Source organism: Nocardiopsis alborubida (assembly GCF_012396365.1).
GTDB classification, from domain to species: Bacteria; Actinomycetota; Actinomycetes; order Streptosporangiales; family Streptosporangiaceae; genus Nocardiopsis; species Nocardiopsis alborubida.
The window spans coordinates 158,024-171,723 of sequence record NZ_JAAXPG010000013.1; the positions used below are offsets into that span (position 1 = coordinate 158,024).

Sequence of the window (13,700 nt, forward strand, 5' to 3'; positions counted from 1 at the left end):
CGCTTCTATGAACACCAGGGCTGGGTCGACGAAGGCGCGTTCGTGCCTTGCGAAAGCCATGCCGGGTAGATCTCGTCCCGCACTACCGGTACGTCAGGCGCTTGGCCGGTCGTCGTCGACGGCGGTGACACCTACAACGGGCCCGTCTTCCAGGAGGGTTGTACCGTTGAGGGCAACGTGATCGCGTGGGGAAGCGCGCAGATCTACCAGGGTGTGCAGAACCAAGCGGAAATCGCACCAGGGCACGAGAACCCCGCCCGCGCGGTGGCTAGGATTCTGGACCGTCTCCCCTCGGCCGATCTCGGGGAGACTGAGAACGAGGATGCGCGGCATGCGGCTGCCGAGATCCTGGAAGAGGCGACCCAGCCGGAGCCGGACCAGGGCAGGACCCGACGCGCATGGTTGCTTCTGCGCGGTCTTCTCTCCCCGCTTGCCCGAGGTGCGGAGTCGGGTTCGCAGGCCGCAGCGCACGACTGGGCCCGGACAGCGATAGAGCAGATCTCCGGCATGCCGCAGATTGGCGGTTGAGGCAACAGGCCTCACGCGGACGCCGTCTGCGCATCCCACCGGCGCAGCGTGCGTGACTCCCGCCGCGAGCGTTGCTCACATGGCGCGCCATTCCGGCGGGAGTTCCACCTCACCTCTGGGCGGTCACGGTCAGGTCGTCCTCCAAGGCGGTCGCGATCTCGGCGGCACGGGAATGGTCGTCCAGCCGACGCGTCAGGTAGGCGCATGCGTGGCCGTGTTTGATCGACCACCAGGCAGCCGAGCCGCCGATCCCACCCTTGGCGATCTTTCCGTTGTCGCGGAGCAGGCCCAGTGTCCAGGTCAGCTCGGTCCCGAAGACCTCATCACGCCCTGTGGCCTGGGCTGAGATGTACTCACGGTGCAGTTCGGCCCCCAGTAGTGCGCGCAACGGACCGTCCGCGTCGGTCAGAAGGGAGAAGAACTCCGCTACCGAAGTCGCGGTCGCGTGCAGGTTCACACCGGCGAAGGCCGTCTGCCGCCAGGCCGACGAGTTGGTCCTGCGCACGTCCAAGGCTCCAGTGGGGACGCGCAACCACGGTGCCGCCGGGAGTCGTTCGGGCCAGTCGGGGAAGGCGTACTCCAGGTCGGCGACGCGGTCCAGTTCGCCTGTCGGCACCCCGAACCAGGCGTCCAGCCCCAGAGCCGGACGCACCACCTCGTTGAACACCTCTGCCAGCGAGGCTCCGGCGCCCGCCCGCAGAACGCCGTCGATCAGGTGGCCGTAGGTGAGCGCGTGTTCCCCCAGCGACGTCCCGGGGGCGTACTCCGGGGCGGCCTGTGCCAAGCTCTGGCGTAGCCCGACGTCGTCCAACAGGTCCAGTTCGGCGGCCACTGCGGGGAAGCGGGGCTGGCCCGCCTGGTGGGTGAGCACGTGGCGCAGCGTGGTGTGCTCCTTGCCGCGCACCCCGTACTCCCGCCAGTAGCCGCCGATGGGCTCGTCCAGACCGAGTTCGCCGTCGCGGACGGCCACCAGGGCCGCTAGCGCGGCGAACGGCTTGGACACCGAGTAGGGCTGGACCAGCGTGTCTTCGCGCCAGGGTCGGCGCCGATCGGCGCCGACCCATCCTCCGCTCAGACGGACGACTTCGTCGCCGCCGCGCCAGACCGACAGGCCCGCGCCCGTCTCGCGTTCTTCGTCGATCAGTCGCTGGAAGACCTGGCGCACCGTGTCGAACCCGTCCGCGACGAATCCCTCGATCCTCATCACTTCCCTCTCTCCCGATCGTCTTGCGAATATACGCCCTAGGGGTATTTGGAACAAGCGATATGGGGGAAACGAGACGTCCGGGACCGTTCCCTACTTGTTGGTGAACGGGGACGGCCGTGAGGCCGGGGGTGGTCGAACGCCCCCGGCCTTGTTCGTCACCTCGTCTGAGCAGCAGGAGAACCTGTGGGCGGGAACGTGTTCGTGATTCCACCGGACCTGCCGATCATGGTCAGAATCACTGCGCCCACCGCACCGAGCGCGGCCAAGGCGAGCCAGGGAGCGATCGCGGCGATCGGTGCGTCGAGTCCCAGGGCGGCGCCGATCGCGAGGTTGCCCAGAGTGATGGCGATGCCCGAGACGGTGTTGTACAAGCCGTAGTGGGTAGCGACCAGTCGATCTCCGGACAGCCGTACCACGGTATCCATCTCGAAGGGGTAGACGAGTGCGCTGCCGAGCCCGAGGAGGCTCGCTGTGAGAAGGGCGGGCGCCACGACGAGGGCCGCTGTGAGTGAGGGCGCATCCGCCACATCCTGCAGTGTGTCGGCGAGTGGTGGCATGGCCAGGATGGGCAGGAACGCCACTGCCATGACCGTCAGACCGCGTGGCAGCGCCTGCGCGGCGTCCCAGCGGCGTTTGGCCCAGTCGGTGAGGCGGACCTGCCCGGCGATGGCCACCAGCGCCGAGACCGCGAACAGGGCGGCCACCGCGATGTTGCCGCTGTCCACGCCGAACCCCGCGGCCTCGACGGCATCCTGTACGGTGAGCGGGAGCGCCAGGTAGACCTGGAAGTTCAGGACGTAGGAGCCGGCCATCGCGACGGTGAAGACGACGAATCCGCGGTTGGTCATCACGGTGCGCCAGTCACCCAGTACGCCGGTGACACCGGCCCTCTGTCCGGACACCGGCGCACGTCGGGCGGGCAGCGCACGGGCCTGGAGCACGGTCAGGGCCAGGAAGAGCCCGGCGGCGACGCTCGCCACGACCGTGAAGTCAACGGCGATGAGGGCCATGCCGATGAGCGGGCCGATGAGGATGCCGGTCTGGTAGAAGACGTTGAACAGGGCAAAGGCCTCCACGCGCTGTTCTCCCGCGTCGGCGGCGAGGTAGGCGCGCACCGCTGGATTGAACAGCGCACCGGCGAATCCGGTCGCGGCCGAGGCGAGCAGCAGTACCGGGAGAGAGTCGGCGAAACCGAGCGCCGCGAAACCCACGGTGCGCAGGGTGCAGCCGGCCAGGATCGCGGGCTTGTAGCCGAGCCGATCGGCGATGCTCCCGCCGATGAGGAACATGCCCTGCTGGGTGAGGTTGCGCATCCCCAGGACGAGTCCGACCGACCAGGCCGCCATGCCCACGCTGTCGGAGAGGTGGAAGGCGAGGTAGGGCATGAGCATGTAGAAGCCGGTGTTGATGGTCAACTGGTTGACCATCAACAGCTTCACGCTGCGGTCGAATCCCCGTAGGCGCTGCCAGGTTCGGATCATCGCCGGACCTCCTTGGTGCTCGTGGAGGTGACGGACATGTCCTCGCGCGGGTCGTTGACGCGGGTGCAGCGCGTCCAGCGGATCACGACACGTTCACCGGACTCGGCGATCTCGTCAGGTTCGTCGAGGAGGGGCTGACCCAGGAGACCATGCTCGGAGCAGTACTCGTCATTGAAGACGGTGTCGAAGTAACGCTGGGGGCCATCAGGGAAGACCGCGATGATGCGCTCGGTCACCGGGCGGGTACGTGAGAGCCAGCGGGCCACCGTGGCCACCGCTCCGACGCTCCAACCGCCGGTCGCGTAGTGGGAGGAGGCGAGCGTGCGGCTGGTCCGCACGGCCTGGGCCGCATCGACCCAGTGCACTTCGTTGAAAGCCCCGTAGTCGACGTTGCGTGGATGGATGCTGCTGCCCAGACCGCGCATGATACGCGGCAGGGCAGGCTGACCGAAGATGGTGGAGCCGATGGTGTCGACACCCACGACGTACAGGTGTGGGAAGAATTCGCGCAGAGTGCGTGAGATGCCTGCGGAGTGACCTCCGGTGCCGACCGCAACCACGAGTGTGTCGATCCGTCCCATATGGGCGATCAGCTCGTGGGCGAGTGGGGCGTAGGCCGCTACGTTGTCCGGGTTGTTGTACTGGTCGGGACAGTAGGCGGTGGGATCATCGGCGAGTATCTCGCCGATCCTGTCCCGTCGAGCCTGCTGCCAGCCCCCGGTGGGGTGCGGCTCGGTGACGGTGTGCACGACGGCGCCGTATGCGGTGAGCAATCGTGCCATCAACGGCTCCATCCCCGGATCGGTCACCAGTTTCACGGGGTGGCCGTAGGTGATGCCGGCGAGGGCGAGCCCGAGCCCCAGAGTGCCGCTGGTGGATTCGACAATGGTGGCACCGGGTGCGAGCTCTCCCCGCTCGTGAGCCCGCTCGACCATGTACAACGCGGTCCGGTCTTTGATGCCTCCCGGATTGTGACCTTCGAGTTTGGCCCAGAACCCCTGCAGTGGTCCGCAGAAGGGCTCACCGATCCAGAGCAGGGGAGTGTTCCCCACCATGCCGGCGGGGGTGTGCTGCGGCATGGTGGGCGGGATGGTCAGCAGCCGTCCAGGACTGGTTCCGGACATGGCTCCGCTAAGGGTGTTGGTCTGCATGGGTCTCTCTCGACTCACCGTGTCCTTTCGGGACACGTCGACTATCGCGCCGCGCCTTTTTGGGGCAGCGCGTCAGGGCCGTGCGGAGGTGGATTCCCGTGCACGGTGGAAGGATGGCCCCGTGGTGGCTAGCGATTCACACCGCGACGGGAGAGAGACCTTCTAGATACGCCACACGCACAGAACGAGCAGGAGCGGGGCCGCGTTGCGCCGCCGGGAGCGCCGTTCGCGTGCCGCGGGTCGGAGGTACACCGGAAGGCGGGCAGCCCATGGCGGGGCGAGGAGCACAAGGCCAACGGCGAGCAGTAGGAACAGTGCCGCTGCCGCCGAACCGCGCGGATCGGCGCTCGCGTCTACTGCCCCGGCGCATTCGTGTGCCCCGACAGCCGAGTGCACGTGGGGTGATGTGACGGCGGGGTCGGAGTCCGACTGCTGCTGGGTCGTCACCGCAGTCACGATCGGGGCACCGGAGGCAGCCTCGGACGCTTCCGCCACGTGCCCGGAGGAACACAGTACGTGGAACAGGACGGCGAAGGTCAGCAGCAGGGCCGCGAGACCGTGCCGCTTCGGTGACGCCGTCGTTACGTACACGGCATGAATCCTACACAAGGTGACGAAGCTGTTTCCTTATGTAGCAATCGGTGTTCTTGTGAAGTGCATCACGGATCACTGAATGCGCGTTGACCCGATCCGGGTGGCGGGGCGCCGTTGGGGTCGTCGCTTTTTCGCTTCGGTCGAGCCGCCCAGTAACCAACCCAAAAGCCAGACGTCCACGGCGGTCCCACTCCAGAGCGGACAGGCGGTTCACTGTCTAGGTGTGCGTCTGACTTCCTCTGCGGGGCAGTGGGTGGCGAGCGTGATGCGCAGGCTCAGGCACAGGACCAGCACCTGTTGTAGTAGCACCAGTTCTGCCGAACCCAGGCCGCATGCGGTGGAGCACGTTCGGTTTGGCCGGTCCCGGACCAGTTCCTTCACGAGTGAGATCATGGCTGGATATTACCCCCTACGGGTATATGAGCGATTCTGTGAGATGTAGATCCAGGGATTCTCGTGCCAGTGCCCGAGTACACTCCGGAATCCTCCATGCCTGTGCCTGCCTGTCCCGGTGTCTGAACGGCCACTCCTGTGCGGTGAGGACCACACCTGCTTTGGGGATCAACTCACCGCCTCGGAGGCGGTTCTGGTGGGAGGGTGACACTCCTTCCACGCCCGAACGAACGTTTCTGTCCAGGGTTTGTCGAACCAGGAGATCGAGTCGCCTCCTGAGGACTGGTGACGTTCTTTTTGCTGATGGGAGGTCACTACGGGGTTTGGTGCGGATCTGGCGGCTCTGGCCGATTCTGCATTCCCCCCGGGGGTTTGCCCGCGCCATCCGTCGGTTAGGGGGAGATCGGACCGGAGTCGGAGTCCCGGCTCCCGACATCCATGATGCCGAGGGGGAGCGCCATGAGTGTGGCGAGTCAGATGCTGGAGACCTATCCCAAGGACTTGGGCGGGGTGGACCGCGAGAAGCTACTGGCCTGTATCGAGGTCTGCTTTGAGTGCGCCCAGGCGTGTACCGCGTGCGCGGACGCCTGCCTGAGCGAGGACGGGGTGGCCAACCTCGTCAAGTGCGTGCGCACCAACCTCGACTGCGCCGACCAGTGCGAGACGACCGGACGGGTGCTCTCGCGCCACACCGGCTACGACGCCAACCTGACCCGCGCGATCCTGGAGGCCTGCGAGCAGGCCTGCAAGACCTGCGCCGACGAGTGCGACCAACACGCCTCCATGCACGGCCACTGCCGGGTGTGCGCGGAGGCGTGCCGACGCTGCGAGCAGGCGTGCCGCGAGCTGATCGACTCCCTGTGATCTGAGGAGTCCTGAGAAATCGCGCCAGTGCTTCAGGTCGTGAGGCCCGGGGCACTGGCGCGGACAGACGGGCGGTCGTCACCCGGCGTACTGCTCTGGCGAGGCGTCCCACAGAGTCCCACAGGAGTCACAGCATAGGTAGTAGAGCTGGCCGCCGTACTCCCGGACGAGGCCGTCCTCCTCGGCCTCGGTCTTGACGACCATGGTGCCGCGCATGACGGGGCACTCCGCGACCTCGGACGAGTCGAGAGCGGTGTGATCGGTGGTCGGTCCGTGGCTGTGTTCGTGGTGTGGCTTCTCGGAGGGTTCCATGCTTGTCTTCCTTCGCGAAATTGGTTGTGAATACGTCGCCGGACGCGCGTGCCCGATCTTGGTTATATACCCGTAGGGGGTATATTGGGAGCGACTGTAGGCCTCTTGGAGGAGTAACGCAAGGGGTGAATCCTCGTTGCCGTCGTAGTGCGTGCGGTTGCTTGACTGTTTGGGTAATCTCGCATCCGTGCCCACCGCCGTCCCGAAAGCAGCGCCACGCCTCTGGACCAGAGTCGTGCTCGTCGTGCTGCTCGCGCTGGGCGTAGCGGCCGTCTCCCTGTGCCACACCGACGCGGTTCCGCACGGCAGTACCGTTTCCGCGGCGGTCTCCTCGGGCCACGGTGCTGAGGAGACGCATTCCTCCACCGCACACGAGCACGAGGCGCACTGCGACGAGGCCGGGGCCGTGCTGGCGGACCAGCGCACTGGATCCCTTTCGGCCTCCGTTCTGCTGGGACTGGGCGTTTTCGCCTTCGTGGGTCTGCCCGTCCCCGCGCCGAAATCGCGCCCTCTTCCGCGGTCAGCCCGACGGCACCGCACTCTTCCCCTCGGAGGCACCAGGGCACTCGTGTCCCTGTGCGTGCGCCGAGTGTAGACCGGCCGACCCCGCTCCCACCGGGCACGCACGCGGGCGTCCTCTCAACGCACACGCCCCTGAGGCCCTCGCCCCTACGGGCTGAGCCAGCTCCTGTCTGAACCCGGCAGTCGGTTCGGCGACTGTTTCCCGCGTGCCCTTCCACCACCCTCGCGTGCGGCGTCCGCACCCTGCATCGGTGACGCCTGCACCTTTCACGGGTGCTCCCTCAACACACCTTCCCCTGGCCATGCCCCCGAGACGTGGTCCCTGACGACGAGGCCCCTATGAAGAACGAGCACCGTACGAGTGCCCGAAGCCTGATGTTCACCGCTATGGCCTGTGTGGCCACAGGAAGTCTGCTGTTTCCCACCGCCGTGGCGCAGGCAGAGCCCGAACCCACCAAGGAGGAGGTCGAGGAGCGGATCGAGGAGCTGCTCCAGGAGTCCAGCACGCTCGTCCAGGAGTACAACGAAGCGCAGGAGCAGTACGACGCGGCCGAGATAGAGGTCGAGAGCCTCGACGACCAGATCGGGGCGGAGGAGGAACGCTTCCAGGAGTTGCGCACGAAGGTCGCCGAACTGGCGAACGCCAGCTACCAGTCCACCGATCTCGACTCGGTGATGACGGCACTGTCCATCGATGATCCGTCGGAGATCTTCGAGCAGTCCGCTGACCTGTCCTACCTCTCGGAGTCACGAAGAAGACAACTCGAAGCCTTCGCTGAGAGCGACGCGCGCTTGTTCGCACTCAAGGATGAGGCGGACGAGGCCTACGACGAGGCCTCCGAGCAACTGGAAGAGCTTGAGGAGCGCAAGGAGGAGGTGGAAACCACCCTTGCTGAACAGGAGGAACTTCTCGCGTCCTTCGAGGGAGAGAATCCCGCTGCCTCAGGTGAGTCCCCAACGGGGCCGGCCCCGACCTACACCGGATCGGCTTCGGGCGACGCGCGTGCGGCGATCGACTTCGCCTACAGCAAGATTGGCACGCCCTACCAGTGGGGAGGAACCGGCCCCAACGGCTATGACTGCTCGGGACTGACGCAGGCGGCCTGGGCCGCTGCCGGGGTGAGCATCCCCCGGACCACCTACACCCAGTACGACATGCCCAACGCCGTGGCCTGGGAGGACATCCAACCCGGCGACATCCTCTTCTTCTTCCCCGATCTGGGGCACAACGGCCTCTACGTCGGGAACGGAATGATGGTGCACGCCCCCAGCAGCGGCAAGACCGTCTCCGAGGTGCGGCTCGCCGACTACTGGGCACAGCACTTCGTCGGTGCCCGGCGCCCCTGATCTTCGTCGGCCCACGCGGCACCGGTGCCCGACATGCCAGGGGAACGGGGCGACGGTCCCACCGCTCGGCGACGTCGCCACCGGTGCCTTCTCGCGGGGACGGTTTCCACCGGACACGTCGCCTCCGACGTTCTTCCCCGTGGTGCGGGTGATCGACAGCGCACTCTCTTCAACATCCTTTCCGCGTGTCGTTCGAGATGGCCCAGACGGAGCTCGACGAGGGCGTCAATCCTGAGGCGCGAGAGCTGGTTCAGGAGGTCATCGACGCCCAGCGCGCCGAGTCCGAGCAGATGAAGGAGATGCTCGGAACCGAGGGCCGGGGCAGCGGAGATGTTGACGGAGCCTCCCCTCGGAGGAGGGACACGGCGGGCACTGATCGCCCCGACAGGAGCCGGACGGTCGCGTCCGGCTCCTTTGCCACCTCCACGACCTTCTGTCACTGGTGGCACGTAGGATGACGCGCTAAAGCGAGAGGAGACACGCTGATATGCGCCTCATCCGAGCACGTGTGCGTGATTACCGTTCCGTCCACGACAGCGGCCCCATCGAGATCGAACCGCGTAAGACGCTTCTGGTCGGTGTCAACGAAGCCGGTAAGACCGCCGTGCTCAAGGCGCTCCAGCAGATCAGGGCTCCGGAGAATACCGAGGGCTTCAGCGCGCTGCGGGACTATCCGCGTTCCCGGTACACCGAGGTCCAACGTGGAGAGAGGGACCCCTCCGACATCGTGGTCGCGGAAGCATGCTTCGCCCTGGACGAGGATGAGAAGGCCCTGGTTCGCGAGGCGTCTCCCGATTCGACCGACGTCAGCGAGTACTGCGTCTACCGCTACCTCGACAACTCCCGCAGATGGAACTTCGGATCAGCCAAGCTGCGTGCCACCTTCGGTGAGGTCCACAAGGACCTCACACGGATGCGGGCCTATCTGTCCAAGCGGGAGGGCGCAACCGAGGTCGTCACTGCGCTTGACAGTCTCGTCGCCGGGAAATCCGCCCGAATTCCTCTCACCGGCACCTTCGCCAAGAACCTCCTGGCCTGGCTGGAGACAGCCCTGCCGCTCATCGACGAGGACGACACGAAGGAGGAGGAACGCTACGACCGGATCAAGGCGGCGGCCGGGCTTAGCTCCGCGGTCACAGCGGCCAGTACCGCGATCAGCGAACGGATGCCCCTCTTCGTGTACTACTCGACCTACTTCACGGTGCGGCCCCGTATCCACCTTGCCTCCCTCGCCAGGCGGGAGGAGACCGGCGACATCGACCAGGAGTACGACTTCGGCAACCTCTGCCTTCTTCGGTTGCTCGGGTTGACCGCCAAGGAGTTGTCGGAACTCGCGGCGGGCGAACCGGTTCCCGCCAACCATCCCGGAGGCGCCAACGGTGAGGCGTACCAGACGGCGGTCAGGGAACATCAGACCAAACTGGACGACCGGCACTACCGGCTCAACGCCGCCAGCGTCGATCTCACCAAGTCGATCCGTGAGGTGTGGGGGGACGAGCAGGTCCAGCTACGGCTCGTGCCTGACGGCCAGTACCTCAAGGTCGTGGTCGTCGACGACATCGGCGTTGAGGTCGAACTCGACCAACGCAGTGAGGGATTCCGCTGGCTGGTGTCCTTCTTCGTGGTCTTCAAGGCCCAGGCCCAGGGCGACCTCAAGAACGCGATCCTGCTCCTCGACGAGCCGGGTCTCAGCCTCCACGCCCTCAAACAGCAGGAGTTCCGTAAGACCGTCTCCCGGTTGTCGGAGGACAACCAGGTCGTCTACACCACACACTCGCCCTTCATGGTCGGCACCGACGAACTCGACCTCGTCCGGATCGTGGAGATGGTCAGTCGCGAGACGGGCACCAAGGTCCACACCAGACTCGTCGTCGACGATCCCCGATCCGTGTACCCCCTCCAGGCCGCTCTCGGCTACGAGCTCGCCCAGAGCCTGTTCGGCCAGTCCCGCAACCTTGTCTGTGAGGGGATGACCGACATGATGTACATCGAAGCTCTCAACACGGCCTACACGGATGAGCGCAAGGGACTCAAGAACAGCATCGCTCTCGTGCCGGCGTCGAGCGCTAGCAAGGTCATCTACTACGTCACTTTGCTGACCAGCCAGAAACTCAGGGCCGCCGCACTCCTCGACTCGGACCAGGCCGGTGACACGGCGGCCAAGCAGGACGAGCTGGTCCGGCTCCTGACACAGAAGAGGATCCTGCGCACGAAGGACTACTGCGACACCGCGATCCGGCGTCCCGAGATCGAGGACCTACTTCGCGAGACCCTGGTCCTCGTGGCCCGCGACGAACTCGGCTGGGACGTCACCGCTACGGCCGCGGCACAACCGGCGCGGCCGGTCGTGGACATCTTCAGCAAGGAGATCACCGGCTTCTCCAAGTACAAACTCGTGCGGGCGTTCATTCATTGGATCGCCGCGCACGAGGTCACCGATCTCACCGCCCAAGAGCAGGAGGGGGCCACCAAGCTCCTGGCGGACATCAACAAGGCGCTGACGTGAAGTTCCTTTCTGCTGTCCTATGGGCGTAAGGCAGGGTGCTCCAGAACGCTCACCGTCATCGGTGAGGAGTGCCGACCGCCCTACAACAGGCCGCCCCTTTCCAAGGCCCTACATCAGGTGGGGCAGTGTCGCATAACGCACGCCTGGGCCACCTACTGGCGCATCCCTGTGGGAAGGCTGTCTCCTCATCGAGCTGTAAGGAGGTCTGGGAGCCGCGCCTTTCGTCCGCGCAGCCGGCTCTTGTCAGACAGATCCCTGACCGCGGTTCCCTGACCAGCGTGTTTCTTCCCTGTCCAGGACACGCCCTGGTCTAGCGTGGTCACGTTACGAACATGGCATCGCGCTCACCGGAGTTTGCGGTTTGCCGGAGCCGGGTAGCCGTCGGTGGTGGTCGACCGGACAGGAGGGACGGATGGAGGCCTTCGGCCCAGCTCTCGCCCTCGCCGGATTCGCGATTGCTCTGGTTCTGAGCCTCTACGCGCTCTCGGCGGTAGTGGGCCTGCGGCGTGCGCCGGTGACGGTGGAGCCGTTCCTGTCGGGTGCGGCCGTGACCGAGCACGCGGTCTCGCGGTACCACGTGCGCTGGTACGCGGTGACGCTGCTCTTCCTGGCCTTCGACATGGAGATGGTCTTCATGTACCCCTGGGTGCTCGTCGTGGCGGACAAGGGCGCGCCCGCCGTCGTGGAGATGTTCGCCTTCCTCGCTGTCCTGGTCGCCGCGGTCGTCTACGCGTGGCGCGAGGGGGCGTTCCGGTGGACCTGACCGGTTGGCTGCTGCGCCGCGCCGTGCCGTGCGCCTTCGTCGTGACCGCGATCGGAGGGACGGGCGCACGGCTCGCGGTGGAGCGGACACTGCGGGAACGCGGTTGGAAGCAGGCGTTGAGCCCGGCCGAGGCCGACCTCCTGGTGGTCTGCGGGCCCGAACACGCGGACATGGACAAGGCGATCGGCCGGGTCTGGGGGCAGATACCCGGCCCCCGCGCTCGCGTTCGTGCGGAGTCGGCCAACGGCGCCGCACGGCTGCTGGACGAGGCGCGCGTTGACCTGCTCGACCTCACCCGACAGCGTCGCGACGCCGACGAACGCGACCGGACCGCGCGCGAACAGGCGGAGTCGGAATCCGACGGGGACGAGGACATGCCCATGCCGGGCGGAGTCCCCATGGCCGACCGGGGCGAGGACCGCGACGGACTGAAGCTCGACCAGCTCCACATCGCCCTGGGCCCGGCGCTGCCCGACTGGCCCGCCGGACTGTCCCTGCGCCTGACCCTCCAGGGAGACGTCGTCCAGGAGGCGCGGACGTCGATCGTCGGTGGGTCCCCGACGACGGTTCCCTTCTGGAGTTCGCCGCCTTCGGAGGCCGACTCCCCTCCCGACCGGGCGTCGTTCAGGGCGGCCCACGCCCTGGACTCCCTACAGCGGTTCCTCGCCGTCAGCGGGTGGCCCATCGCGGTGACCGGCCGTCGGCTGCGCGACGCACTCCTGGAGGGAGGCGGACCGACCGGGGACGTACGGCGGGAGGCGCTCCGCTGGTTGCGGCGCGTGCGACGCTCCCGGATGCTCCACTGGTCCACCGACGGGCTCGGCCGGGTCGCGGACGGGGCTCCGCAGGCGCTGCGCGGCGACGCCGCCGACCGGTGGTCGCGCTGGCTCGACACCGTGGAGGACGCGCTCGGAGCGTCTGGCGGTCACAGCGCGCCGTCGAATCCCCCCAGGACCAAGACCGCGCACGCCGCGCTGGAACTGCTGCCGTCGCTCGTGGTCGGACAGGAGCTGGCGGCGGTCCGGCTCATTGTGGCCTCCCTGGACCCCGACACCGAGGCCCTGGGCGCGTACGCCCCGGAGCCGGGAGCGTGAGCGGGGTGGCGCCGCTGTGGACCGTCCTGCTCGTCCCCGCGCTGCTGTTCGTCCTCGGTTACGGGGCCGCCGCCGGGGCGGCCGTGCTCCGCGCGCGGGCCGCCGGTACCGCTCCGCTGGGCGGCCTGGCCGACCCGGCGCGGGAGTCGGCCCGTCTGCTGGTGCAGCGGCGCCGTACGGTCCCCGGCGCGGACACGCTTCTGTGGCGGCTGGGCGGCGCTCTGGTCCCGGTGGCCGCCGTGCTGGCCGCGCTGGTCATCCCGCTCGGGTCGACGGCGGTCAGCGACCTGTCCGTCGGCGTCGTGTGGTTCAACGCCATGGAGGTGGTCGTCTGGGCCGCGCTGTGGATGCTCGGTTGGGGGGCCAACTCGGTCTGGGGCCTGGTCGGGGGTTACCGGTTCCTCGTCCAGGGGCTGTCCTACGAGCTGCCGCACATGTTCGCCCTGACGGCGGCGGCGCTGGGCGCGGGCTCCCTGCGTGTGGGGGACATCGTCGCCGCCCAGGAACAGGTCTGGTTCGCGGTGCTGATGCCCGCGGCCTTCGCGGTCTACCTGGTCTCGGCGCTGGCCATGGCCTTCTGGGGGCCCTTCGGAACGCCCGTGGGTCGGGACCTGGTCGGCGGGGTGGCGGCCGAACTCTCCGGTGTGGACCGTCTGGTCCTGCGCGCGGGCCGGTACATGTTCCTCGCCGTCGTGGCCGCGATGGCGGTGCCGCTCTTCCTGGGCGGGGGCGCGGGGCCGCTGCTGCCCGGTTGGGTGTGGACGCTGGTCAAGACGGCCGGGGTCCTCGCGCTTCTGGTGTGGCTGGGGCACCGGCTGCCCGCGGTGCGGATGGACCGGTTCACCGAGGTGGGCTGGGTGGTGCTTGTCCCGGTGACCCTGCTTCAGCTGCTCGCGGTCGCCGTGTACGTGCTGGTGCGTTAGGAGAGGGAGGGAGAC

Annotated in this window: 13 protein-coding genes; 9 read left to right on the top strand and 4 right to left on the bottom strand. The window is 67.3% G+C overall.

Going from position 1 to position 13,700, the window contains the following annotated elements:
* The first annotated feature begins 177 nt into the window (after window positions 1-177).
* A complete protein-coding gene (locus HGB44_RS15540) occupies window positions 178-528 on the top strand; it encodes a hypothetical protein (protein ID WP_061079372.1) in 351 nt (116 codons plus the stop codon).
* A gap of 109 nt (window positions 529-637) precedes the next feature.
* Here HGB44_RS15540 and HGB44_RS15545 read toward each other — a convergent pair whose 3' ends face one another.
* The 3 genes from HGB44_RS15545 to HGB44_RS15555 all read right to left on the bottom strand — a co-directional run bounded on the left by HGB44_RS15545 (window position 638) and on the right by HGB44_RS15555 (window position 4,367).
* Entirely contained in the window at window positions 638-1,732 is a 1,095-nt protein-coding gene (locus tag HGB44_RS15545; protein ID WP_061079373.1) for a serine hydrolase domain-containing protein, read from the bottom strand.
* A 158-nt stretch (window positions 1,733-1,890) separates the two neighbouring features.
* The gene (locus tag HGB44_RS15550; protein WP_061079374.1) at window positions 1,891-3,216 is read right to left on the bottom strand and encodes an MFS transporter; all 1,326 of its coding nucleotides are present in this window, start codon (window positions 3,214-3,216) and stop codon (window positions 1,891-1,893) included.
* Window positions 3,213-4,367: a PLP-dependent cysteine synthase family protein gene (locus HGB44_RS15555; protein ID WP_061079375.1), complete on the bottom strand. Its 1,155-nt coding sequence runs from the start codon at window positions 4,365-4,367 to the stop codon at window positions 3,213-3,215. The genes HGB44_RS15550 and HGB44_RS15555 overlap by 4 nt, the downstream gene beginning before the upstream one ends.
* A 1,446-nt stretch (window positions 4,368-5,813) precedes the next feature.
* Between HGB44_RS15555 and HGB44_RS15560 the strand changes: the two genes are divergently transcribed.
* Complete coding sequence (locus HGB44_RS15560) at window positions 5,814-6,218, top strand: four-helix bundle copper-binding protein (protein WP_061082984.1); 405 nt, start codon at window positions 5,814-5,816, stop codon at window positions 6,216-6,218.
* A gap of 78 nt (window positions 6,219-6,296) precedes the next feature.
* Here HGB44_RS15560 and HGB44_RS15565 read toward each other — a convergent pair whose 3' ends face one another.
* Window positions 6,297-6,530 (bottom strand): hypothetical protein, encoded by a 234-nt coding sequence (locus tag HGB44_RS15565; protein WP_061082982.1) that lies wholly within the window; start codon window positions 6,528-6,530, stop codon window positions 6,297-6,299.
* 187 nt (window positions 6,531-6,717) lie between these two features.
* Between HGB44_RS15565 and HGB44_RS15570 the strand changes: the two genes are divergently transcribed.
* The 7 genes from HGB44_RS15570 to HGB44_RS15600 all read left to right on the top strand — a co-directional run bounded on the left by HGB44_RS15570 (window position 6,718) and on the right by HGB44_RS15600 (window position 13,685).
* Window positions 6,718-7,125, top strand: a complete 408-nt coding sequence (locus HGB44_RS15570) for a hypothetical protein (protein WP_168444027.1) — start codon at window positions 6,718-6,720, stop codon at window positions 7,123-7,125.
* A 314-nt stretch (window positions 7,126-7,439) separates the two neighbouring features.
* Entirely contained in the window at window positions 7,440-8,399 is a 960-nt protein-coding gene (locus HGB44_RS15575) for a C40 family peptidase (RefSeq protein WP_231972621.1), read from the top strand.
* Between the two features lie 185 nt (window positions 8,400-8,584).
* Entirely contained in the window at window positions 8,585-8,857 is a 273-nt protein-coding gene (locus tag HGB44_RS15580; RefSeq protein ID WP_061082979.1) for a DUF305 domain-containing protein, read from the top strand.
* Window positions 8,858-8,907: 50 nt separating this feature from the next.
* A complete protein-coding gene (locus HGB44_RS15585) occupies window positions 8,908-10,905 on the top strand; it encodes an ATP-dependent nuclease (RefSeq protein WP_210751688.1) in 1,998 nt (665 codons plus the stop codon).
* A 412-nt stretch (window positions 10,906-11,317) separates the two neighbouring features.
* Window positions 11,318-11,668 (top strand): NADH-quinone oxidoreductase subunit A, encoded by a 351-nt coding sequence (locus tag HGB44_RS15590; RefSeq protein ID WP_061082977.1) that lies wholly within the window; start codon window positions 11,318-11,320, stop codon window positions 11,666-11,668.
* Complete coding sequence (locus HGB44_RS15595) at window positions 11,659-12,762, top strand: hypothetical protein (protein WP_061082976.1); 1,104 nt, start codon at window positions 11,659-11,661, stop codon at window positions 12,760-12,762. Before HGB44_RS15590 ends, HGB44_RS15595 begins: the two co-directional genes overlap by 10 nt.
* The gene (locus tag HGB44_RS15600; RefSeq protein ID WP_061082975.1) at window positions 12,759-13,685 is read left to right on the top strand and encodes an NADH-quinone oxidoreductase subunit H; all 927 of its coding nucleotides are present in this window, start codon (window positions 12,759-12,761) and stop codon (window positions 13,683-13,685) included. Before HGB44_RS15595 ends, HGB44_RS15600 begins: the two co-directional genes overlap by 4 nt.
* Window positions 13,686-13,700 lie beyond the last annotated feature (15 nt).

Excerpts from the sequence above, each read along its gene's own strand:
- HGB44_RS15545 (WP_061079373.1), bottom strand. The coding sequence starts at position 1,732 with ATGAGGATCGAGGGATTCGTCGCGGACGGGTTCGACACGGTGCGCCAG.
- HGB44_RS15550 (WP_061079374.1), bottom strand. The coding sequence starts at position 3,216 with ATGATCCGAACCTGGCAGCGCCTACGGGGATTCGACCGCAGCGTGAAG.
- HGB44_RS15555 (WP_061079375.1), bottom strand. The coding sequence starts at position 4,367 with ATGCAGACCAACACCCTTAGCGGAGCCATGTCCGGAACCAGTCCTGGA.
- HGB44_RS15560 (WP_061082984.1), top strand. The coding sequence starts at position 5,814 with ATGAGTGTGGCGAGTCAGATGCTGGAGACCTATCCCAAGGACTTGGGC.
- HGB44_RS15565 (WP_061082982.1), bottom strand. The coding sequence starts at position 6,530 with ATGGAACCCTCCGAGAAGCCACACCACGAACACAGCCACGGACCGACC.
- HGB44_RS15575 (WP_231972621.1), top strand. The coding sequence starts at position 7,440 with ATGGCCTGTGTGGCCACAGGAAGTCTGCTGTTTCCCACCGCCGTGGCG.
- HGB44_RS15590 (WP_061082977.1), top strand. The coding sequence starts at position 11,318 with ATGGAGGCCTTCGGCCCAGCTCTCGCCCTCGCCGGATTCGCGATTGCT.